The 20,413-nt window shown below is 56.1% G+C and carries 22 protein-coding genes; 10 read left to right on the plus strand and 12 right to left on the minus strand.

Going from position 1 to position 20,413, the window contains the following annotated elements; genetic code table 11:
- Positions 1 to 30 precede the first annotated feature (30 nt).
- On the plus strand, positions 31 to 225 hold the full coding sequence (locus tag AC2FGE_RS01410; protein ID WP_480542383.1) for a hypothetical protein: 195 nt from the start codon (positions 31 to 33) through the stop codon (positions 223 to 225).
- Positions 226 to 233: 8 nt separating this feature from the next.
- Here AC2FGE_RS01410 and dddP read toward each other — a convergent pair whose 3' ends face one another.
- Positions 234 to 1,574, minus strand: coding sequence for a dimethylsulfonioproprionate lyase DddP (gene dddP / locus AC2FGE_RS01415; protein WP_496817407.1), 1,341 nt, complete (start codon positions 1,572 to 1,574; stop codon positions 234 to 236).
- A 123-nt stretch (positions 1,575 to 1,697) separates the two neighbouring features.
- Here dddP and AC2FGE_RS01420 point away from each other — a divergent pair, with 123 nt between their 5' ends.
- Positions 1,698 to 2,441, plus strand: a complete 744-nt coding sequence (locus AC2FGE_RS01420; protein ID WP_496817408.1) for a heme-dependent oxidative N-demethylase family protein — start codon at positions 1,698 to 1,700, stop codon at positions 2,439 to 2,441.
- Positions 2,442 to 2,477: 36 nt separating this feature from the next.
- Here AC2FGE_RS01420 and AC2FGE_RS01425 read toward each other — a convergent pair whose 3' ends face one another.
- The 4 genes from AC2FGE_RS01425 to AC2FGE_RS01440 form a co-directional block, all read right to left on the minus strand.
- Positions 2,478 to 3,401 carry a hypothetical protein gene (locus AC2FGE_RS01425; RefSeq protein ID WP_496817409.1) on the minus strand — a complete coding sequence of 308 codons (924 nt, stop codon included), beginning with the start codon at positions 3,399 to 3,401 and terminating at the stop codon, positions 2,478 to 2,480.
- A gap of 199 nt (positions 3,402 to 3,600) precedes the next feature.
- Entirely contained in the window at positions 3,601 to 4,392 is a 792-nt protein-coding gene (locus AC2FGE_RS01430) for a lytic murein transglycosylase (RefSeq protein ID WP_496817410.1), read from the minus strand.
- Between the two features lie 317 nt (positions 4,393 to 4,709).
- Entirely contained in the window at positions 4,710 to 6,116 is a 1,407-nt protein-coding gene (glnA, locus tag AC2FGE_RS01435) for a type I glutamate--ammonia ligase (protein ID WP_496817411.1), read from the minus strand.
- Positions 6,117 to 6,149: 33 nt separating this feature from the next.
- Complete coding sequence (locus tag AC2FGE_RS01440) at positions 6,150 to 6,488, minus strand: P-II family nitrogen regulator (protein WP_050602105.1); 339 nt, start codon at positions 6,486 to 6,488, stop codon at positions 6,150 to 6,152.
- A 169-nt stretch (positions 6,489 to 6,657) separates the two neighbouring features.
- Between AC2FGE_RS01440 and AC2FGE_RS01445 the strand changes: the two genes are divergently transcribed.
- From AC2FGE_RS01445 to tig, 3 genes are all read left to right on the plus strand, one after another.
- Positions 6,658 to 8,349 carry an NAD(P)H-hydrate dehydratase gene (locus tag AC2FGE_RS01445; protein WP_496817412.1) on the plus strand — a complete coding sequence of 564 codons (1,692 nt, stop codon included), beginning with the start codon at positions 6,658 to 6,660 and terminating at the stop codon, positions 8,347 to 8,349.
- 298 nt (positions 8,350 to 8,647) lie between these two features.
- A complete protein-coding gene (locus AC2FGE_RS01450; protein ID WP_496817413.1) occupies positions 8,648 to 9,772 on the plus strand; it encodes a porin in 1,125 nt (374 codons plus the stop codon).
- A 187-nt stretch (positions 9,773 to 9,959) separates the two neighbouring features.
- Positions 9,960 to 11,291, plus strand: a complete 1,332-nt coding sequence (gene tig / locus AC2FGE_RS01455) for a trigger factor (RefSeq protein ID WP_496817722.1) — start codon at positions 9,960 to 9,962, stop codon at positions 11,289 to 11,291.
- A 95-nt stretch (positions 11,292 to 11,386) separates the two neighbouring features.
- Here the strand turns inward: tig and AC2FGE_RS01460 are convergent, their stop codons facing one another.
- The 6 genes from AC2FGE_RS01460 to rpsF all read right to left on the minus strand — a co-directional run bounded on the left by AC2FGE_RS01460 (position 11,387) and on the right by rpsF (position 15,165).
- Positions 11,387 to 12,241 carry an acyl-homoserine-lactone synthase gene (locus tag AC2FGE_RS01460; protein WP_496817414.1) on the minus strand — a complete coding sequence of 285 codons (855 nt, stop codon included), beginning with the start codon at positions 12,239 to 12,241 and terminating at the stop codon, positions 11,387 to 11,389.
- 107 nt (positions 12,242 to 12,348) lie between these two features.
- Positions 12,349 to 13,050, minus strand: coding sequence for a LuxR family transcriptional regulator (locus AC2FGE_RS01465; RefSeq protein ID WP_496817415.1), 702 nt, complete (start codon positions 13,048 to 13,050; stop codon positions 12,349 to 12,351).
- Positions 13,051 to 13,286: 236 nt separating this feature from the next.
- Positions 13,287 to 13,772 carry a transglycosylase SLT domain-containing protein gene (locus AC2FGE_RS01470; protein WP_496817416.1) on the minus strand — a complete coding sequence of 162 codons (486 nt, stop codon included), beginning with the start codon at positions 13,770 to 13,772 and terminating at the stop codon, positions 13,287 to 13,289.
- 148 nt (positions 13,773 to 13,920) lie between these two features.
- A complete protein-coding gene (gene rplI, locus AC2FGE_RS01475; protein WP_496817417.1) occupies positions 13,921 to 14,544 on the minus strand; it encodes a 50S ribosomal protein L9 in 624 nt (207 codons plus the stop codon).
- A 12-nt stretch (positions 14,545 to 14,556) separates the two neighbouring features.
- Positions 14,557 to 14,784, minus strand: a complete 228-nt coding sequence (gene rpsR, locus AC2FGE_RS01480; protein ID WP_005608650.1) for a 30S ribosomal protein S18 — start codon at positions 14,782 to 14,784, stop codon at positions 14,557 to 14,559.
- Positions 14,785 to 14,811: 27 nt separating this feature from the next.
- Positions 14,812 to 15,165 (minus strand): 30S ribosomal protein S6, encoded by a 354-nt coding sequence (gene rpsF, locus AC2FGE_RS01485; RefSeq protein ID WP_170530602.1) that lies wholly within the window; start codon positions 15,163 to 15,165, stop codon positions 14,812 to 14,814.
- A gap of 284 nt (positions 15,166 to 15,449) precedes the next feature.
- Here rpsF and AC2FGE_RS01490 point away from each other — a divergent pair, with 284 nt between their 5' ends.
- Positions 15,450 to 15,968 (plus strand): hypothetical protein, encoded by a 519-nt coding sequence (locus AC2FGE_RS01490; protein WP_496817418.1) that lies wholly within the window; start codon positions 15,450 to 15,452, stop codon positions 15,966 to 15,968.
- A 129-nt stretch (positions 15,969 to 16,097) separates the two neighbouring features.
- Complete coding sequence (locus AC2FGE_RS01495) at positions 16,098 to 16,670, plus strand: YceI family protein (RefSeq protein ID WP_496817419.1); 573 nt, start codon at positions 16,098 to 16,100, stop codon at positions 16,668 to 16,670.
- Between the two features lie 63 nt (positions 16,671 to 16,733).
- Here AC2FGE_RS01495 and AC2FGE_RS01500 read toward each other — a convergent pair whose 3' ends face one another.
- A complete protein-coding gene (locus AC2FGE_RS01500) occupies positions 16,734 to 17,960 on the minus strand; it encodes a cytochrome b/b6 domain-containing protein (protein WP_496817420.1) in 1,227 nt (408 codons plus the stop codon).
- Positions 17,961 to 18,126: 166 nt separating this feature from the next.
- On the opposite strand from AC2FGE_RS01500, the gene fabD reads away from it, so the two are divergent.
- The 3 genes from fabD (at position 18,127) to AC2FGE_RS01515 (ending at position 20,289) form a co-directional block, all read left to right on the plus strand.
- On the plus strand, positions 18,127 to 19,065 hold the full coding sequence (gene fabD, locus AC2FGE_RS01505; RefSeq protein WP_496817421.1) for an ACP S-malonyltransferase: 939 nt from the start codon (positions 18,127 to 18,129) through the stop codon (positions 19,063 to 19,065).
- Between the two features lie 42 nt (positions 19,066 to 19,107).
- Positions 19,108 to 19,845, plus strand: a complete 738-nt coding sequence (gene fabG / locus AC2FGE_RS01510; RefSeq protein ID WP_496817422.1) for a 3-oxoacyl-[acyl-carrier-protein] reductase — start codon at positions 19,108 to 19,110, stop codon at positions 19,843 to 19,845.
- Between the two features lie 210 nt (positions 19,846 to 20,055).
- Entirely contained in the window at positions 20,056 to 20,289 is a 234-nt protein-coding gene (locus tag AC2FGE_RS01515) for an acyl carrier protein (RefSeq protein WP_008756330.1), read from the plus strand.
- Positions 20,290 to 20,413 lie beyond the last annotated feature (124 nt).

Consider the following 20,413-nt stretch of genomic DNA (forward strand, 5'->3'; position numbering starts at 1 on the left):
CCGCTATCGAAACCATAGCCGGAGGGAAACATGGTAGATATTACAGCAAAGCCAAATGCACCCTGGGTTGGCATGGAACGGCTGGTCGCACTTATTCTGGCCGTCGTCTTGGGGTTCGCACTGGGCCAGTCCTTGCCACTTAGCGAGAATGAGCACTCTGATACAATCAGCCCGCCCGTCGAAGACTGGCATGGCAACGTGCGGCGGTCGAACTGGCCTGACTAACCGGGTTGCTATAGCCCCATAAGCTGGGCATCAAACGGATATCGCGTCAGGTTCTCATAGCCGTCTTCGGTTATGAGAACCTGATCTTCCAGCTTGATCGAGAAATCGCCGCCCACCTCGCCAACCGCAGCCTCGACACACAAAACCATGCCGGGTTCCAGCGGATAGTCATAAGCGCCTGCAACCGCCTTGTCCGGGTAGGCGACCAGAGGCCATTCATCGCACAGGCCAACGCCGTGCATCAAGCAGCCATATTTCTGGGCCTGAAACTTATCATCCAGCCGGTGCGAATTCGCTGTCAACTCGGGGATCATGACGCCGGGTTTCAGCATCTCCATATTGGTCATGATATGCTCATGGGCATGTTGCATCGCATAGATCATGTCGGCACGCGGTTTCTGATCCCCGATCCACCAAGTGCGTGAAATATCGACGCAAATCCCGTAGGAACCGACCAGATCGGTGTCAAATGCGATGATTTCATTCTGCTGCGTGATCCGGGGGCCGCATTCCTGGAACCAGGGGTTTGTGCGTTGGCCCGACGCCAAGAGGCGCGTCTCGATCCACTCACCACCGCGGCGGATGTTTTCGGCATGCAGAACGGCCCAGATGTCATCTTCGGATGTCTTTCCATCGCCCACATTGGCGCGCGCAAAGGCTTCCATCTCGGCCACGGCGGTTTCACAGGCATGGCTGGCACAGCGCATGGCCAGGATTTCATCGGGTCCTTTGATGGCGCGGGTTTTCTCGGTCAGCTCTTCGCCTTCCATGATCTCGAAACCCTGTGCCTCAAGCGCGCGCAGCCCGTGCAGCATGATTTTGTCGACGGCTAGACGTTTGTTGCCGCCGCCATGTTGCTCGATCAGCACCCGCACCTCGTTCGAGAACACATCGGCGGCCACATCCACCTTGTCGCCACGGTCAAAGTAAAACAGATCTGCGCCAGAGCGCTGTTCGCGGACCAGAGGGTTAAAGGTGGAGAGGAAAGGGGAGTTCTTATAGTCCCAGATCACCATATAGCCATCAGCACACAGCAGGACTGCACGGAATGGGTTGTGGGTGTTCCACAGCTGCATATTGGTGCTGTCGGTTGCGTAGCGGATGTTCAGGGGGTCGAAAATCAGCAAACCACCATAACCGCGATCCACGATGGCCTGGGTTAGGCGTTCCCAGCGAAACGCGCGCATCTGGTCCAGATTGGGCAAGATCAGCCCTGCGGCTGACCATTCGTCAAAGGCCAGCTGCGTGGGCCCGATCTCGATTCTGTCGTTGTCGTTCGGTGTGCCATCGCCCAGCGTTTCGCCGCGGGTTGGGTCGATTTTACGGGTATCCCGATAGTGCTGATTCACAACGCGCCTCCCTCTGTTTGAGGTAATCTTGTTAAGACGGTCGAAAGACGTCGCAGAAGATTGCGACCGCCCGCTTGTCGTTTTTTGACCGACATTCGGGAAATTCAATGATAGCTGGTTTTTATGAGTGTGATCCTGCAAAAGAAAATTCCGTATGATCCGACGGACTTACGTGCCTTACCGGGTATTCAGTCCACGAAAATGCAGGATTGGCTGTATCAGGATGATGCCTTTGCAGCGCAGATGGATAGGCGCGCGGCGCTGCTATATGAACGTCGTGACGATGTGCTGGTGCTTGATCCCCAGGCAGAAGAGGCCGCGCAGGAGTTGTTGGCACTGGTTCTGACAACAGCTTACCCTAGTGCCACTGATCACGTAATTCGGCCTGATGGGGCGCGCGTTGAAATTGATACGGCACGGCCATTGGATACGCTCTGCCTGCTGGTTCAGGAGGATTTTTGCATCCTGCAAAAGCATGGCGACCAGCATGTCCTGACGGGCGCGATTCTGTGCTTTCCGGCCAGCTGGCGCCCGTCGGAAAAGTTCATGCGGCCTTTGGTGGATATTCACATCCCAGTCGACAGCTGTGACGACAACATTGCCCGGCGCGTTCAACGCCTGTTCGATGGGATAAAGCCTGACCGTCCGCTGTGGCGCTTCAATGCGCTTTGGTATGAAGACCCCGAGCTTTATCAGCCCCGCAGCGCTAGCACCCCGCGTGAAAAGCCCCAGGAGGGGACAACCTCGTATCTACGCAGCGAACGCCAAACCTTGATGCGTTTGCCGGGCACCGGGGCGGTCGTGTTTTCGATCCACACCTATGTTCTGGCCGCAGACAGCCTGCCAGAAATGGAAAACCCCGCCTGACGGCGGGGCCTCCAAGGAGGGTCTTCGGTAATTCTGTTACATGCCGAGGACGTTGACCACGTCGGCAAAGGCATTGCTGGTGTTCAGCGCAACGATGGCAGAGGAAAAGACCAGAACCTGCGTGTTCAGCCGGAAATCTTCACCCCGGATCAGATTGACGGCCGCCATCGAACAGGCGATGGGCATGGAAACGCTGGCGATCACGCCCGTTACACACCAACTGCTGAGCCGCAGGATGTCGCTTGGGCGGTCTTCGTCTTCGGTATTGTCTTGGACCTGTTCAAAAGGTTTGTTTTCGTTTGAGGCCGGCTCCAACGTTTCATCTGCGCGAAACGCGATGCTCAGTAGTTGGTCATCGGTCAGTTGGATCGGGCGGGCAGAGGGGTTCAAGACCGCGATCTGTTCTTTGGGCTCGGGTATATCCACCCCCGCGAACTGACCGGATATCGATTGGAAGATTTGTTTTCGGTCTCGGGATTTTCCGGGCGCCAGGGTGTCAAATGCACTCATGAACTGTTCGAGCGTCAGAACAGTACGCGGCGATAGCCATTCGACCCGACGGGTCGAGCAGATATCGACCATACGATACAGCATTACCGCCAGCATCAGCTCAGAAATCTCAGGATCGTCCAGCACAGGAGAGACCGGTGAGACAGTGATCTGCAACTTGTTCTGCGGGCGTGTGGCGATACGGCGGCGCGGGGCTGATTTCAGCCCCACCACCCGATCCAGGCGGTCATGATGGGTGTCAGCGTTCGCGGTCTCGCGCTTAAGCGTCAGGCGCACCAGATACTGGCTTGAGACGATGCTGGCCTCTGTGTGATTCAGCATCGCTTTACGCTCGATCAGATGACCGTAATCCTCAAGTGTTGTCGCGACGATCGAACCAAACCGTTCGATCGCGCCATCGGCGTCGCCATCGAATTGCAGGCCGCCATGATAACTGCGGTTCTGAGCCACGGGAGTTTCCTTTGTCGCTTTCGTTGCAAATCAAAGGTTAACAACCGTTTTTGGGTAGAATTTGACGAAAAGTGCAAAAAAATCAGAAAACCGGATGATTGATTACGCTTTGGAAACCAATAAAATAAGGGGTTTTTGCGACTGCTATGGCGACATTGTGGCGAAATTGCGCAAATCACGTGTTGAGCGCGTGACTGGGCTATTGATCGATTCGGGCGGCCATGATGGCAATGGATTGCTGGTAAACCGTGGCTGCGTTCCATTGTTCGATAACCGCGAAATTGGGTTGCCCCGGCTGATATCCGCGCCCCGGTTTCCACCCTTTTTTGCGCAGGAAATTGGCGGTTGAGGCCATAGCATCTGTCAGGTTGTAAAAATCCACGCGGCGGTCTCCGGTAGCATCCACGCCATATTTCAGTGCATTGCCCGGGAGGAACTGGGTATGGCCCAGTTCGCCATGTTTTGCCCCTTTTGTCGCCATGGTGATACTGCCCTGATCGACCAGTTTGAGTGCCCCAATTGCATGCGGAACAAAGAACTCGGATCGGCGACAATCATAGGCCAGAGTGGTTATTGCTGACACAACCTGACTGTCGCCCATGAAATTTCCAAAGCCGGTTTCCATACCATGAATGGCAATCAGAACCCCGGCTGGCACGCCATATTGCTGTTCAAGCGCGGCGTAGAACTGTGGGTTCCGGGCTTTGCGCTTGCGTCCTTGGGCGACAATCGTATCTGCGCCGCGCACGCGCATGAACTTGTCCAGCGAGTATCTGAAACTCTTCTGGTTTCGGTCCGCGGCGATCGTTCTTGTGGCATATTGCGTCTGGGCCAACGCTTGAAGGCCCTTTTTTTTCACACCTGCCTTACGGGCTTGTTTGGCGAAATCGGCCTTCCAGGCCTCGAACCCTGCACTTGAGTTCCCGCAAGGTGCCGCAGTGCCAAGTGTTGGCATGATCAGGACAAAGGAAATCAACAATATACGCAACATTGGGGGCAATCCGATATGGCTGTGGTGTCTAGAGCGTAGATGGTCCGCAGGATTTCGCAATGTAATTTGCAAAGGCCGAACTCGCTGGTTCTTCTTAAACTTTCGAACCGTTCCTCGAAAGCTTTGGGTCCACGCAAATCTGCGCCGGTAGTGTGTTCGAAACCTTTAATCGACGAAACTATGGCTGGGAAGCGAGAAAAGGTGGTATCGGATGACATGCGATCTCTCCTACCCGGATGGTGCGGGTTTCGAAGATCGGAAAAAACGAAACAAGGGCGCCCGTATGGACGCCCTTGCAGATGTAACCCTGTGACGGATCAGCAGCTGTAGTACATACCGTACTCAACCGGGTGCGGCGTGTGCTCGTAGGTTTCGACCTCTTCCATCTTCAATGCGATGTAGCCGTCGATCTGGTCTTTGGTGAACACGTCGCCCTGCAGCAGGAAGTCGTGATCCGATGCGAGTGCTTCCAGAGCTTCACGCAGCGAGCCGCAAACGGTTGGGATGTCGGCCAGCTCTTCGGCAGGCAGATCATACAGGTTCTTGTCCATGGCTTCGCCTGGATCGATCTTGTTCTTGATGCCGTCCAGACCAGCCATCAGCAGGGCTGCGAAGCACAGATAGGGGTTTGCAGCCGGATCGGGGAAACGAGCCTCGACGCGCTTGGCTTTCGGGCTTTCCGTCCACGGAATACGGACACAACCCGAACGGTTACGGGCCGAGTAGGCGCGCAGAACAGGGGCTTCGAAACCGGGGATCAGGCGCTTGTAGCTGTTGGTCGCCGGGTTGGTGAAGGCGTTCAGGGTCTTGGCGTGCTTCAGGATGCCGCCGATAAAATACAACGCCTCATCCGAGAGATCAGCGTATTTGTCGCCCGCAAACAGCGGCTTGCCGTCTTTCCAGATCGACATGTTCACATGCATGCCGGTGCCGTTGTCGCCTGCGATCGGCTTCGGCATGAAGGTTGCCGATTTGCCGTAGGCGTGGGCGACGTTGTGGATGACGTATTTGTATTTCTGCAGCTCGTCGGCCTGTTTGGTCAGGCTGTCGAAGATCAAACCCAGCTCGTGCTGACAGGATGCAACCTCATGATGGTGCTTGTCGACCTTCATGCCCAGACGCTTCATGGTCGACAGCATTTCCGACCGCAGGTCCTGGCTTTCATCAATCGGGTTGACCGGGAAATAACCGCCCTTGACGCCCGGACGATGGCCCATATTGCCCATCTCGTACTCGGTGTCGGTGTTCCACGACGCGTCGGTGGCATCCACCTCGTAGGAAACCTTGTTGATGCTGTTCGAAAAGCGGACGTCGTCAAACAGGAAGAATTCAGCTTCGGGCCCCATATAGGCAACATCACCGATACCCGAGGATTTCAGGTATGCTTCGGCTTTCTGGGCCGTGCCGCGCGGGTCACGATCATAGGCTTCGCCAGTATCGGGCTCAACAACCGAGCAGTGCACACAGATGGTCTTTTCGGCATAGAACGGATCGACATAGGCGCTGTCGGTGTCAGGCATCAGTTTCATGTCCGACGCTTCGATTGATTTCCAGCCCGCGATGGATGACCCGTCGAACATGAAGCCTTCTTCGAGGAAGTCTTCGTCAACCTGATCGGCCATAATGGTCACGTGCTGAAGTTTGCCGCGCGGGTCGGTAAAGCGGATGTCGACATATTCTGCGTCTTCATCGCGGATCAGCTGAAGAACTGCGTCCTTGCTCATTCTCTTGTTTCCTCTGGTTTGAAGATAGGTATGTTACAGCGCGTCCGAGCCGGTTTCGCCGGTACGGATGCGGATGGCTTGTTCAACGGGCGAGACAAAGATTTTACCGTCGCCGATTTTGTCGGTTTTTGCGGCCGAAACGATGGCTTCGATGGCTGCATCGACCTGATCGTCGTCCAGCACCACCTCGACCTTCACCTTGGGCAGAAAATCGACCACATATTCGGCACCACGGTAGAGCTCCGTGTGACCTTTCTGGCGGCCAAAGCCCTTAACCTCGATCACGCTGAGGCCCTGGACGCCAACGTCCTGCAATGCCTCTTTCACTTCGTCCAGTTTGAACGGCTTGATGATCGCTTCGATCTTTTTCATCCCGGCTCACCTCGCATGGTTGTCAGAACCGCAGTGATCACGTCTAAATCAGGGGGGCAATGTGATTGCGGATTTGGCCTGTTTCGGATGGATGGAATCTTGGTGGCGGGTTAAGTTTTGTGCGCTTTGCACAAAAAGTAATCGGAATTGAATCGCGTGAGGGTTCGGGATGGTGGAATTGCTGACAGCGGCGCAAATGAGGGCGGTTGAGCAGGCGGCTATCGAGTCCGGTAAAGTCACCGGGCTGGAATTGATGGAGCGCGCCGGGCAGGGCGTTGTTGAAGCGATCATCGAGGAATGGCCGGAGTTGAAGGGCCGAGGAGCCAGCCCGTCGCCATCGGGTGTTCGAACCGATGGCGCAAACGATCAAGACCGCTCCCCGGCATATTTGGGGCCAGATGAAAGGGATCCCCTGCGTGCACTGGTGTTGTGTGGGCCGGGGAACAATGGCGGTGACGGGTTTGTAGTCGCGCGGTTGTTGCGAGAGCGGGGATGGGAGGTTGAGGTATTTCTGTATGGCGATCCAGAGAAGCTGCCGTCGGATGCACGGGTGAATTACGAGCGGTGGGCAAGTATCGGAGAAGTGTACCCCCCATCAGAGTTACCAGCTCATACACGCCTTAAGTTGATCGATGTTTTTGCTAAGTCGGAAGTTCCAACGGTGATCGTTGATGCTGTGTTCGGTACGGGGCTGTCAAAGCCGCTGCCAAACAACATTTTTGAGTTCGATTTGCTTATGCAAAACCTGATGTCACATGAGAACATCAAACGCGTAGCCGTCGATGTTCCTTCGGGTCTATGTTCGGATAGCGGAAAGCAAATTGGACACAGCTATCGCGCAGAATTGGTTGTTTCGTTTCATGCTTTGAAGGTTGGTCATTTTCTTGGAATGGGGCCTGATCTTTGCGGAAAAGCGGTCGTTAGATCTATCGGCCTTGGAAGCTGCGAACTGTCTGAAAGCGATTCACATCTGGTGCAGTTGACCCAAGTCGATGCGAAGGCGGACGGTTACGTTTCTTCGGACCCGCGAGAACTCGTCAAGTTTGTGTTGTCACACAAATACACCCACGGCCATGCACTGATCCTCTCCGGCGGGCCCGGCAAAACCGGAGCGGCACGGTTGGCGGCGCGGGGGGCTTTGCGGATCGGGGCGGGGTTGGTGACGCTGGGCGTTCCTCCATCGGCGCAGATGGAGGTTGCGGCGCAGGTGACAGCCATCATGTTGCAGCGGATTGACGATGCAAACGGCTTATCCGAGCTGTTGCAGGACGAACGGCTTGACGCTTTGTGTCTTGGCCCCGGTTTGGGTTTGGCGCGTGCGCGCGAACTTGTGCCGCTTGCTTTGGAAGCTGGTCGCGCAACGGTTTTGGACGCGGATGCTTTGACCGCTTTTGCAGACGACCCTGCTGCTTTGTTCGCGCAACTGCACAAGAACTGCGTGCTGACGCCACACGGGGGGGAGTTCGCGCGGTTGTTTCCGGACATCTCGGACAAACTAAACGCTGTGCCAACCAAAGGCCCGGCCTATTCCAAGGTTGATGCGACGCGAGAGGCTGCCAAACGGGCAGGGTGCGTTGTGCTGTTCAAAGGGCCAGACACGGTGATTGCCGACCCGAACGGGCGATGCTCGATCAATGCCGCAGTTTACGAGCGCGCGGCCCCTTGGCTGGCAACAGCGGGGTCGGGCGATGTACTGGCCGGGTTTATCGCTGGTTTGCTTGCGCGCGGTTTTGGCCCAATGCAGGCCGCAGAAAGCGCGGCCTGGCTGCATGTGGAGTGTGCCCGACAGTTTGGGCCAGGTCTGATCGCCGAAGACTTGCCAGAACAACTTCCTGCCGTGTTCCGGGCGCTGGAAATGTAACGACGATCAGCGGGTTTTGGCCGAGAACACTGAGAAATTGCACGTTCACAGTGCAGCTGACGGCAGAGCGCTGCTCTGGGAATTGCAAGACACGAGGCCAAGGTGCAAACTTGCCTTGGTGGATCAAAAGATACGCCACGCAATTCCTAGTTTATGATCAAAACAATAATGACGCCCACCTATGTGGGATTAGGCAGCTGAATCGACGGCGGGCGATCCGGAAACCCCATCACAGGAAACACATGTTTTTGTGATTGTCTGGGCAGTACCAGAACCTAAGCCATTGATGGTGATTGATATGAACTCTTATTTCAAACCAACGTCCGCTGCGGCCCTTGTGGTCACAGCCACTGCCACCTCGGCAATCGCCGAATTGAAGTATGAAAACAACAGTGGCGGCTATGTCGAACTGTACGGTCAGTTCAACCCGGCGCTTATCTCAGTCGATGATGGGCAGGAAACCGAAACCCGCGTGCTGGACAATGATCTGTCCAACAGCCGGGTTGGCCTGCGTCTTATGCAGCCCTTTGGGACCAACGAATTCACGTTCCGGTTTGAAACCGCGCTGGGCCTGCCAAATTCTGCCGAAGCAGATCAGTTTGGCACCAACTCGGAAGGTTGGTCACGCGAAGATATCCGGCATGTGGATTTTGCGCTGAAGGGCGACTGGGGTAAATTCTCGGCCGGACAGGGCAGCATGGTTTCCGATGGTGCGTCCGAGGTGGATCTGTCCTATGTTGGAACTGCCCTCTACTCGTTCACGAATGATGAAAACTCGAGCTTCTTCTATCGGGGCACCGATGGTGTTCTGAGCGACATTACCGTCGGCGATTCGAGCAGCAACTTTGACGGCTCGCGCCGTGGCCGCGTTCGGTATGATACGCCCAGTTTCAACGGATTTTCGGCAGGTATCGCATATGGTCAGAACATCCTGTCCAGCAGCGATGATGATGACTATTTCGACGTGGGTGTGAATTATGAAAATACGCTCGCCGGTGGTATCGAGCTTGCGGCGGGCTTGGCTTATGCGGTTCGGTCGCGCGATGACAATTCAGGGGATCGCAAGGATACCATCGGGTCAGCCTCGATTCTGTTGCCCAGCGGGTTTGGCTTTACCTTTGCGGCCGGTACCCGAGACGATGAACGCAGCGGGTCGTCAGACCCCAGCTTCTGGTATGGGAAGCTGTCTTATGAAGGCGATTGGATCGCCTGGGGAAAGACCGGTGTAGGCATCGACTACTATGATGGTTCAGATTTTGAAACCGACGGCTCCAGCACCGAATCCTGGGGGATCGCCTTGGTGCAGCGGATCGACAGCATCAACACGGATGCTTACCTAAAATACCGCAGTCACGACTTTGACGATGGTACATCGTTTGACAAAAACGAGGCCTGGGTATTGGGCGCACGTTGGAGGTTTTGATTTAATCACCCCACGTGGATTTGAAGCGCCCCGGTCAGATCCGGGGCGTTTTTTGAACGGATGCAGCGCAAATGAAGCGTGTTCCGGCCTTTGCCCCCTTGCACGCGGGCGGCTGTGCAAATAGAAGGCGTCAAATTTGCCCGGCGCGCCCGTGTTGCGCGCCCCGAATCCTATGGGGACTACCACAATGCAGGTTACCGAGACGCTGAACGAAGGTCTGAAACGCGGCTACAACATCGTTGTGACCGCAGCCGAACTGGACGACAAGGTCAACGAAAAACTGACCGAAGCGCAGCCGGAAGTCGAAATGAAAGGTTTCCGCAAAGGCAAGGTGCCGATGGCGCTGCTGAAAAAGCAGTTTGGCCAGCGTCTGTTGGGCGAAGCCATGCAGGAAACCATCGACGGTGCGATGAACAAGCACTTTGAAGACAGTGGCGATCGTCCTGCGTTGCAGCCCGAGGTCAAGATGACCAATGAGGACTGGAAAGAAGGCGACGACGTCGAAGTTGCGATGTCTTACGAAGCCCTGCCCGAGATCCCAGAGGTTGATCTGAAATCAGTTGAGCTGGAAAAGCTGGTTGTCAAAGCTGATGACGCAGCCGTCGAAGAGGCGCTGAACAACCTGGCTGAAACCGCGCAGGATTTCAAAGCGCGCCGCAAGGGTTCGAAAGCCAAGGACGGCGATCAGATCGTGTTCGACTTTGTCGGTAAGGTCGATGGCGAAGAGTTCGAAGGTGGCTCGGCTGAGGATTACCCACTGGTTCTGGGCTCGAACAGCTTTATCCCCGGCTTTGAAGAGCAGCTGATTGGCGTGAAGACCGAAGAAGAAAAGGACGTGAACGTCACTTTCCCGGAAGAATACGGTGCTGAACACCTGGCCGGAAAAGATGCGGTTTTCAGCTGCACAATCAAAGAAGTGAAAGAACCGGTTGCCGCTGAGCTGAATGACGAGCTGGCCAAGAAATTCGGAGCCGAAGATCTGGAAGCCCTGAAAGGTCAGATTTCTGAGCGTCTGGAAGCTGAATATGCTGGCGCTTCGCGCGCCGTTATGAAACGCGGCCTGCTGGATGTGCTGGACGAGAAAGTCTCGTTTGACCTGCCCCCGTCGTTAGTTGAGGCCGAGGCCAAGCAGATCGCGCATCAGCTGTTCCACGAAGAAAACCCGGATGTGGAAGGCCACGACCACGGTGAGATTGAGCCGACCGACGAGCACAACAAGCTGGCCGAACGCCGCGTGCGTCTGGGCTTGCTGTTGGCTGAACTGGGCCAAAAGGCCGAGGTTGAAGTGACTGACGCCGAGATGACTCAGGCCATCATGAACCAGGCGCGTCAGTACCCGGGCCAGGAACGCCAGTTCTTTGAGTTCGTGCAGCAGAACGCTCAGATGCAGCAGCAGCTGCGCGCGCCGATCTTCGAGGACAAGGTTGTCGACTATGTGTTCGAACTGGCCACAGTTGCGGACAAGGAAGTCAGCAAGGACGATCTGCAAAAGGCCGTTGAGGCACTGGAAGAGGAGTAATCCTCTTCCCCCTTTGTGGGGGCTAAAATAGAGCGGAGCCGCCTCTGCACAGGGCGGCTCCGCGTGGGTGGCTTTTGTATTATGAGGTGAGGGGGTCAGGCCTCATGAGCAAAAGCACGGGGGGTATGTAGCAGAGCGTTTCTTTGCTCTGGCGTGAAGGTATCGGTCAGCGTCTCGATCAACCGAAGAACATCCTGACGTTCTTCTTCGGTGCGCGCTGCGCTCATCTGCTCGACAAAGTACTTCTCAAGATCAGTGAGCGGTTTGTGGTCGCGGTTCGCAGGCTGTTTCTCGACCAGTTTTTTCGAGTTGAACAGGGCGAGCGCTTCTTCGTCCTCCAGGAACACATCTTCACGGATCCCGGCGAACTCTCGAATGCCCTGGATGCGTTCGTCCGTGCAATCAAGCAAGGCGGCCAGCGCCGACACTTTGCCCATTGGAACGGTCTTTCCCACATAGTCGTAAGGTGCACAGTTCGAGCGTTTCAGAACCCGATCCATGACTGGATCAATGACGGTGATAATATCATCCATACCGGCATTTTTGGCGTATTCGAGTGAGCCAATCATCAGTTCGCAGGTAGCGTAAGAAACCGAGTTCTTCTCTTTCCCGCGGCTGAGCCGTTGCGTGTCGACGCAGAAGCGGGTGGATTCCCACATTCTTGCGCTGCGGATCGGTGCTTCGCCGTCGAGAATGGCCGAGAAGACGTCAGCCAGCATGTGAGGTCCGGTGGTCTGTAGGGCACGCACGGCTGCGACGACATTCCCCCCGTCGTCGAGTCCGATTACATATGCCGGGTCCAGATGATCAAATTCGTCGATCTCTTTTCCATCTTCGATATTTACATCCCAGCCGAGGCGTCCGCCAAAAACGCGTGCACGCAGCTGGAACATTTCGTCGAGAACTTCGCCGAACAGGTGTCTGTTCAGCCCATCAACAACAACAATCATTTTTTCCCCCTTCGAGTGGTTGTTCGGTAAACTAGACGTTACCGTTTTGCTGGGGGTTTTCTATTGGGGGTTTCCCGTATTTTGACGGAATTTTGGGTTTTTTGTGTCTAACTAGGCGTAATCAGACCAATGGCTATAGCCCGACCAACCGCTTGCGGCGTGGTCAAAGCGCTCAGCTTTTCGCGGCTGGAGCGCAGGTGCACTTCGACAGTGCGGTGCGAGATTGATAGAATATCGCCGATATCTTGTTGTGATTTGCCTGCTGCAACCCATTGCAGGATCTCGACCTCGCGGGTTGAGAGATTGGGGTGGTAGAGCGCGCTAGTGAGTTCGTCGGATGACACGACATGGTCGTGAATATGGACTGCCATGGATTGCAGGTCGCCGATCACATGGGTGTAGAGCTTGCGCCACTCGTCCTTGCTGCAGTCGCGCGAGGCGCTCAGCAGCCCTATATCCCCGAACGGCCCGCGTACCGGTATCGTAACGCCTTGGTTTGATATGCCAAATTCACTGGCGTCATTGAACATGCGCTGGAATTCAGGGCCACGTTCCAAGCGGCTCCAATCCACGGGCGCGATACTGCGGCGGGCCATGTGGATTGTCGGGTCGATCATGATCAACCCCTGATTCTGGTAGTGTTCGGTCCAGGCATCATCATAGGTTACGAAGCCCGCAACCGTACCAGACGCAGGATTCATGCCTGCATAGGCGGCATGATCCATGTCATGCTTTTCGCACACTTGTTTGAGAAACTCGGTGTACCGAGTTTCTGCATCCGGCAGAGTGCTCAGATCAACAATTTCCATGCGGCGTCTACCAACTGCGGCCCATCCCACAGGTCCGATGGTGTCTTCGGACCAGTAGTAAACTTAGAGCGGAACCCAAATTACCTCACCAAGAAAACACAACATACTTTTGGGAATATGACAAGGCGAGGTGCCAATTGTCTGCACATTTGAGTATAACTTGCGTAGACTAGAACATTTTTATCACTATCACCAAATTTCCAAACCACAGGCCGTGTTCGGGATTTGGAACGGTGTCAGGGTGCCGATTTTAAGCCGGTTTCAACCAGCATTCCGCGCGCTTTCGCTTCGGGATAAAAGCCTTTTGCGTACAGGAAAATCGCCCGTTTCTGGTCGCCATCGGACAGTAGCCACGCGCCCCGCAGGTACTTGCCTGCGAACTCCAGATTGGTATCCGCATCCAGAAGACCCTGAGCGTTGCCCTGATAGCCCATTGAGCGCGCTGTGGCCGGCAGGATCTGCAACAGGCCGTAATAGGGCCGGTTCACGGCCCAGGGCCTGTGCGTGCTTTCACGGATTGCCAGCTTATGCACCAGATCGCGAGGCAGCTCGTAATAATCGGCCCATTTGTTGATCGATGCGCGCAGTTCTGGCGTCTCATTGGGGTAGAGCGGAGGATCGAATGCTTCGGTGTCGTTGCGCGATACCTCGGCGCCGCTACACGCACTGAGGGCCGAGATTGCGATCAACGTGATGAGGCCACGACGGGAGAAGATTGCCATTAATGTACTCCAAACTCAGAAACGCGATGATATGGATCGCATTGGGTGTCGCAACCGTATCGGCGAATTTGGGCTGAATTTTGCTGGTTGGAAACAAAAAAGGGCCGCGCGGAAGGCGCAGCCCTTTGATGCGTTCAGCGTGGCCTGATCAGGCTTTTGCGTCGTCTTCTTCAGCAGCGGGTGCTGCGTCAGATGCTAGGTCGTCATCATCCGATGCGGCCGAGCCGATATCGTCGAACAATTCGGCGATTTCGAATTCAGCAGCGGCTTCTTCTTCAGCGGCCAGTTCCTGAATCGATTTGCCCGAAGCTTGCAGTTCGGCTTCTTCTTCCGAACGGGCAACGTTCATCTTGATCTCGACTTCAACCTCAGGATGCAGTTTGACTGCGACCGAGTGCAGACCCAGTTCCTTGATCGGAGCGATCAGGGCAATCTGTTTCTTGTCGACAGTGAAGCCAGCCTCAGTCGCGGCGTCGGCGGCGTCACGCGGGGTGACCGAGCCGTACAGCGCGCCAGCATCCGATGCCGAGCGAATCACGATGAACTGCTGACCGTCCAGCTTTTCAGCCAGTGCTTCAGCTTCTTTCTTGGTTTCCAGGTTGTGCGCTTCAAGCTGCGCCTTGCGGGCTTCGAACGACGCGATGTTGGCGTTTGATGCGCTCAGGGCTTTGCCTTGGGGCAGCAGGAAGTTGCGGGCGTAACCGGACTTGACGTCAACGACGTCGCCCATCTGACCCAGTTTCGCAACGCGTTCCAGAAGGATAACTTGCATGTCAATCTCTCCTTACTTCACGGCGTAGGGCAGCAGGGCGAGGAAGCGGGCGCGCTTGATAGCACGGGCCAGTTCACGCTGCTTTTTTGCCGAAACGGCGGTGATGCGCGAAGGTACGATCTTGCCACGCTCAGAGATGTAGCGCTGCAGAAGACGAGTGTCTTTGTAGTCGATTTTCGGCGCGTTCTCACCCGAGAACGGGCAGACCTTGCGGCGGCGGAAAAATGGTTTTGCGGCCATGGTTTATGTCCTTTCGTCAGGCGTTGATCAACGGCGCTCGCGGCGGCCTTCGCGCTCATCGCGCTTTTGCATCTGGACCGAGGGGCCCTCGGCATGCTCGTCGACCTTGATGGTCAGAACGCGCATTACGTCATCATGCAGGCGCATCAGGCGCTCCATTTCCTGAACGGCGCCGGCGGGGGCGTCGGTCTTCAGGAAAGAGTAGTGACCCTTGCGGTTCTTGTTGATCTTGTAGGCCATTGTCTTAACGCCCCAGTACTCGCTGTCGATGACGTTGCCGCCATTGTCAGCCAGAACGGTGCCGAAGTGTTCGACAAGGCTTTCTGCCTGCGCGTTGGACAGATCCTGACGCGCGATCATTACATGCTCATACAGTGGCATGTTCACTCCTGTTTATATCAAGGCGCATTTCAAAGGCGGGGCCATCTGGTCCTTCGCGACCCTGCCACGAGAGGCTGCGCGATTCATGCTTAGTGCGAAGGATGGCCCCGTATACACGTTTCCGCGTGCGGGGCAAGGCCTGCCTTAGGTGCCTTGGTGAAGCCGCCCAAATTCCTTTGCTGTGCCCAATTCCTGACGCTTTTCGGCTCAAAGTTGTTTACCAAGCCGGGGAGGACCCGGAAAGCAAAGCCGAGTAAAGGCGACCTATTCAGGGTGAACATGTTATGACCGCGATGAACACAAATACACTTGCCAAGCAGACATCCGGCGCAAGCTTTGAGCATTCGGTACCGGTAAAGATCGCGTTCAAGGCGAATTGGCAGGCGCGGGTCATTCTGGCCCGCGTTGTGGGCGCGTTTCTGATTGTTTCGGCCTTCTCCATGTGGCTGATGCCAGGGTCAGTGATTGGCGCCGAGGTCTGGCCGATCAAGCTGGCCGCATCCATGTTGTTCCTGATTGTCGGGGTCAGCCTGTTGACGATCGAATTGATGGACCCACGTCCAGACGCCTATTTTGATCCAATCCGTCGCGAAGTGCGCATTCTGCAAAAGAATGAAAACGGTCGCCCACAGACCGTGCTGCGCCGCAGCTATGATACCCTGGGCGGAGCTCGTTTCGACGACGATGAAGTGGAACTCTATGACGTCGACGGTAGTCTTTTGATGAAGCTGCCCCTGCAATCGGCGGATGTTAGCCGAGCGCTCAAAGCGCAATTGAGCCAAACAGTAACAATTTTCGCCTGATTTTTATTCTGTTCAAAAAGGCACAGAGTTTGTGAATCAAAACTACTTGTGTGCCGCCCTTAGGCGGCACATTTTTGTTTCCGAGCAAACGTACTAGTTTGCATAGTGTTCACAAACCCGGAGACTGTCATGAAATCCACACTTCTTGCCGCCGCGATTGCACTGTCGGCGACCTCAGCGTTCGCCAGTGCCGAGAAATATGTTCTGGATCCAAGCCACAGCCAAGTGATCTTTAGCTATAACCACCTGGGCTTCTCGACCACCTATGGCATGTTCTCGGGCTTTGAGGGCGAGATCATGTTTGATCAGGAAAACCCTGCTGCCTCGACTGTGTCGGTATCCATGCCTGTGATGTCGATGTTCACTGGATGGGAAGCGCGGTCGGATCACTTCATGACCGAAGATTTCTTTGGAGCCTCCGAGGGCGACATGGTCACCTTTGCCTCGACTGGTATTGAAATCACCGGGGATGACACTGCAAACATCACCGGCGACCTGACTATGAACGGTGTCACCAAATCGGTTGTTCTGGATGCAAAGCTGAACAAAGTGGATCAGCACCCAATGGCAAACAAGCCATGGGCAGGTTTCAACGCGACCACAACGCTCGTTCGCAGTGAGTTCGATCTGGGCCAGTTCGCCCCCTTCGTCAGCGATGAAGTGGAGGTTCAGATCTCGGTCGAAGCACAGAAAGCCGACTAAGATCTGATCTAACTTTGGAAACGAAACCGCCGGCGGCTTTGCCCCGGCGGTTTTTTTACTGCCTTATTCGCCCCGGATCGCAGTCATTTCAATCGCTACCGATACGGCAAAGGCCAGTGAATCTTCGGCTGGCATCGTCGCGCCGATATCGAAATCGAGACGGTTTAGCTCCAGCCGCCCTGAAACGGTAGCCGTGTTGTCCTGAAGTTCCAGGTCGAACGGCAAGACCACATCCATCGTTTTATCCCGAATGGTCAGTGGGCCGCGTGCCTCGTACCCGGTTTCGGTTTTATACAGGTCGGCTGCAAAACGCGCGGTTGGAAACTGGCTACTGTCAAAGAAATCGGCGCCCATCGCCTGATCCGTGACTGTTCCAAGGGTAAGCGATCCGATGGATACATTTACATCAACAGATCCCGCCAGGCCGGGTTCAGATGGGTCCTCAAAGGTAATGGCTGCTGTCCAATCCGCGAAACTGCCGGTGACCGGGCTGCCCAGCTGAGTGATCGTGATCGACAAACTGCCTTCCTGCACCTGCCAATCCGATTGCACCTCGGCCAGCTCGGTTGTGTCGGTATGTGCGTTGGAGTGATCCGCAAAGATGCCCATCATCCCCCCCCCGATCAGAACCGCGCCCCAGACGCAAAGCGCTGCGAAGGCGGGCAGGATGGAATGGTGCTGGGCCGGAGGCTCCGGGGCACCTGATTTGCCGGGCAACATCCGACGCAGGGTGCTGTCCTTATCAACCACATGGTGTTTCAAAGCGCCCATGATGTGCAGCGCCAAAGACCCTGCCAGAACCCAGATGAACAGCCAGTGTAGCCCGGCCGTTACCTCGGCCAGATAGGGTGATTTGGGGACATAGGGAAGATTTTGGCCAAAGGGCCAGAAGATCGGAGCAAACCCTTCGGCAGCGGCGTGATGTATCCAGCCCGTCAGCGGGACAAGAACCAGAGAGGCATAGAGCATCCAATGCACCGTCTCGGCGGCGAAGGCTTCGGGCCTGTTTTCGGCATTGAGCAGCCCGGGTTTGGTTTGCGAGACGGCCCAGAGGATGCGCCCCAGAGCGACAAAGAACACCGCGATCCCAATGGTCTTATGAATTGAGAACAACTGAGCAGCGCGGGCGATATCCTCTTCGGTAGTCGGGATAGCGGGATCGTAGATCGCATGGGCAAGTTGGTTGGCGAACCATCCCAAGGGAAGTGCTGTGAAAATCAGCAATGCTGTCAGCCAGTGAAAGGCTTTTGTGACGCTGCCATAGCTGGAGAAAGTGTTGCGTGCGGACATCGAACAGGGGCTCCGGATTAGGTTAGCTGCGTCCAACCTAAAGCCACAGCGTGCGCGCGCAAGTGACAGCTTGCGCACATTCATGGTGCCGTTATGCACCCTACTTGTGCCGCGCCGCGTGTCAGTTTACACCCCGCCGCAACCTAACGTCATCCATGAGGTTGCAATGACACGCGCGTTCGTTTTCCCGGGGCAGGGTGCCCAGACCATCGGAATGGGCAAAGCACTGGCCGAAGCCTATCCGGCCGCCCAAGCCGTTTTTGATGAGGTCGACGACGCGCTGGGCGAAAAGCTGAGCCATCTGATCTGGGAAGGCGACATTGCCGAGCTTACGCTGACCCAGAACGCGCAGCCCGCGCTTATGGCCACTTCGCTGGCCGCAATGCGCGCGTTGGAGGCTGAGGGTGTCGCTGTCACCGACGCGGCCTTTGTTGCGGGGCATTCGCTGGGCGAATACTCGGCGCTGGCGGCGGCGGGCGCTTTGTCGGTCGCCGATACCGCGCGCCTTTTGCGTAAGCGCGGTCAGGCGATGCAAAGCGCCGTTCCCGTCGGCGAAGGCGCGATGGCGGCGATCCTTGGTCTTGATCTGGATGGCGTGCGTTCAGTGGCTGAAGAAGCGGCACAAGGTGATGTTTGCCAAGCTGCCAATGACAATGACCCGACACAGGTTGTTGTCTCTGGTGCCAAGGCGGCGGTTGAGCGAGCGGCAGAGATTGCGAAAGAAAAGGGCGCAAAACGCGCGATTTTGTTGCCTGTAAGTGCTCCATTTCACTGTGCGCTGATGCAACCTGCTGCAGATGTAATGGCAGAGGCCCTGGCGGCGGTCGAGATCAAAGCTCCGGCAGTGCCTCTGGTCGCCAATGTGCGCGCCGAGGCGGTCTCGGACCCTGATCTGATCCGGCAGTTGCTGGTCGAACAGGTCACCGGTTCCGTGCGCTGGCGTGAAAGCGTGCAGTATATGGCGGCGCAAGGGGTGACCGAAACTTGGGAGATCGGTGCAGGCAAAGCGCTGTCCGGCATGGTGCGCAAAATCAACCGCGACATAGCCGGCAAGGCGGTCGGCACACCTGACGATGTCCAGAAGGCCATTGGCACCGAATCGTAAGCATAGAATGCGCCCGCAAGGGCGCCTCACGAGGAAAACAGAATGTTTGATTTGACTGGTAAGAATGCGCTGATCACGGGCGCGTCAGGCGGGATCGGAGGCTACATTGCGCGCGCGCTGCATGGTGCGGGCGCTACGGTTGGCCTGTCCGGCACACGGGTAGAGCCCTTGCAAGCGCTGGCAGACGAGTTGGGCGAGCGTGCGCATGTCCTGCCCTGCAACCTGAGTGATCCCGAGTCTGTTGTGGCGTTGCCGAAACAGGCAGCAGAGGCCATGGGATCGGTGGATATTCTGGTCAACAATGCCGGGATCACCCGCGACAATCTGTTCATGCGCATGACCGATGAGGAATGGCAGAGCGTAATTGATGTGAACATGACCGCCACAATGAAGCTGTGCAAAGGCGTGATCCGTGGGATGATGAAAGCGCGCTGGGGGCGGATCGTGAATATTTCATCTGTTGTCGGCGCGATTGGTAATCCAGGGCAGGCGAACTATGCGGCGTCCAAGGCCGGAATGGTGGGTTTTTCCAAAGCACTTGCGCATGAGGTTGCAACGCGGGGGATCACTGTTAACGCGGTTGCACCCGGCTTTATTACGACAGCAATGACTGAAAAGCTGACCGATGATCAGAAGGCCGGTTTGCTACAGCAGGTTCCGGCGGGGCGCATGGGCGATCCCGAGGAAATCGCGGCGGCGGTTCTTTATCTGGCCAGCCCCGAAGCGGGCTATGTCACTGGAAGCACCTTGCATGTGAATGGCGGTATGGCCATGTTGTGAGCGCATAGCAGGGCGGGCGCGAAAGCGTTTGCCTTGTGCGCCGACTATGTTATAGGCGGCGCATCTATGCAGAGGCCGGTTGTTCAGATCGGCCTTCTACTTTCCCGGTCAACCGGGACCCAAACCGCCCGGAATGGGCAAACTAAGGCCAGCCTGAGCGGGCAAGGGCAGAACCGGGCAAACCGCCCTGAATAGGAATGAGGAATAGACATGAGCGACGTCGCAGATCGCGTAAAGAAGATCGTTGTTGAGCACCTGGGTGTTGAAGAAGATAAAGTCGCGGAAAACGCGTCCTTCATCGACGATCTGGGCGCAGACAGCCTGGACACTGTTGAGCTGGTTATGGCCTTCGAAGAAGAGTTCGGCATCGAGATCCCTGATGACGCAGCCGAGACCATCCAGACCTTCGGCGACGCGGTCAAATTCATCAGCGAAGCGTCTTAAGCGTTTCATTTCTGATCGAAAGCGGCGCTTCCGGGCAACGGAGGCGCCGTTTTTTATTGTCTGCCCGCAATTCTGTCTTGCGTCAGTGCTTTTTGCTGAGCACTGTTTCCATTGAGGCATAATT

The sequence above is a fragment of the Ruegeria sp. YTSA075 genome (assembly GCF_059610245.1).

Coding starts and splice junctions, on each gene's coding strand:
- AC2FGE_RS01410 (WP_480542383.1), top strand. CDS start 31: ATGGTAGATATTACAGCAAAGCCAAATGCACCCTGGGTTGGCATGGAA.
- AC2FGE_RS01420 (WP_496817408.1), top strand. CDS start 1,698: ATGAGTGTGATCCTGCAAAAGAAAATTCCGTATGATCCGACGGACTTA.
- AC2FGE_RS01430 (WP_496817410.1), bottom strand. CDS start 4,392: ATGTTGCGTATATTGTTGATTTCCTTTGTCCTGATCATGCCAACACTT.
- glnA (WP_496817411.1), bottom strand. CDS start 6,116: ATGAGCAAGGACGCAGTTCTTCAGCTGATCCGCGATGAAGACGCAGAA.
- AC2FGE_RS01440 (WP_050602105.1), bottom strand. CDS start 6,488: ATGAAAAAGATCGAAGCGATCATCAAGCCGTTCAAACTGGACGAAGTG.
- AC2FGE_RS01445 (WP_496817412.1), top strand. CDS start 6,658: ATGGTGGAATTGCTGACAGCGGCGCAAATGAGGGCGGTTGAGCAGGCG.
- AC2FGE_RS01450 (WP_496817413.1), top strand. CDS start 8,648: ATGAACTCTTATTTCAAACCAACGTCCGCTGCGGCCCTTGTGGTCACA.
- tig (WP_496817722.1), top strand. CDS start 9,960: ATGCAGGTTACCGAGACGCTGAACGAAGGTCTGAAACGCGGCTACAAC.
- AC2FGE_RS01460 (WP_496817414.1), bottom strand. CDS start 12,241: ATGATTGTTGTTGTTGATGGGCTGAACAGACACCTGTTCGGCGAAGTT.
- AC2FGE_RS01465 (WP_496817415.1), bottom strand. CDS start 13,050: ATGGAAATTGTTGATCTGAGCACTCTGCCGGATGCAGAAACTCGGTAC.
- AC2FGE_RS01470 (WP_496817416.1), bottom strand. CDS start 13,772: ATGGCAATCTTCTCCCGTCGTGGCCTCATCACGTTGATCGCAATCTCG.
- rplI (WP_496817417.1), bottom strand. CDS start 14,544: ATGCAAGTTATCCTTCTGGAACGCGTTGCGAAACTGGGTCAGATGGGC.
- rpsR (WP_005608650.1), bottom strand. CDS start 14,784: ATGGCCGCAAAACCATTTTTCCGCCGCCGCAAGGTCTGCCCGTTCTCG.
- rpsF (WP_170530602.1), bottom strand. CDS start 15,165: ATGCCACTGTATGAGCATGTAATGATCGCGCGTCAGGATCTGTCCAAC.
- AC2FGE_RS01490 (WP_496817418.1), top strand. CDS start 15,450: ATGACCGCGATGAACACAAATACACTTGCCAAGCAGACATCCGGCGCA.
- AC2FGE_RS01495 (WP_496817419.1), top strand. CDS start 16,098: ATGAAATCCACACTTCTTGCCGCCGCGATTGCACTGTCGGCGACCTCA.
- AC2FGE_RS01500 (WP_496817420.1), bottom strand. CDS start 17,960: ATGTCCGCACGCAACACTTTCTCCAGCTATGGCAGCGTCACAAAAGCC.
- fabD (WP_496817421.1), top strand. CDS start 18,127: ATGACACGCGCGTTCGTTTTCCCGGGGCAGGGTGCCCAGACCATCGGA.
- fabG (WP_496817422.1), top strand. CDS start 19,108: ATGTTTGATTTGACTGGTAAGAATGCGCTGATCACGGGCGCGTCAGGC.
- AC2FGE_RS01515 (WP_008756330.1), top strand. CDS start 20,056: ATGAGCGACGTCGCAGATCGCGTAAAGAAGATCGTTGTTGAGCACCTG.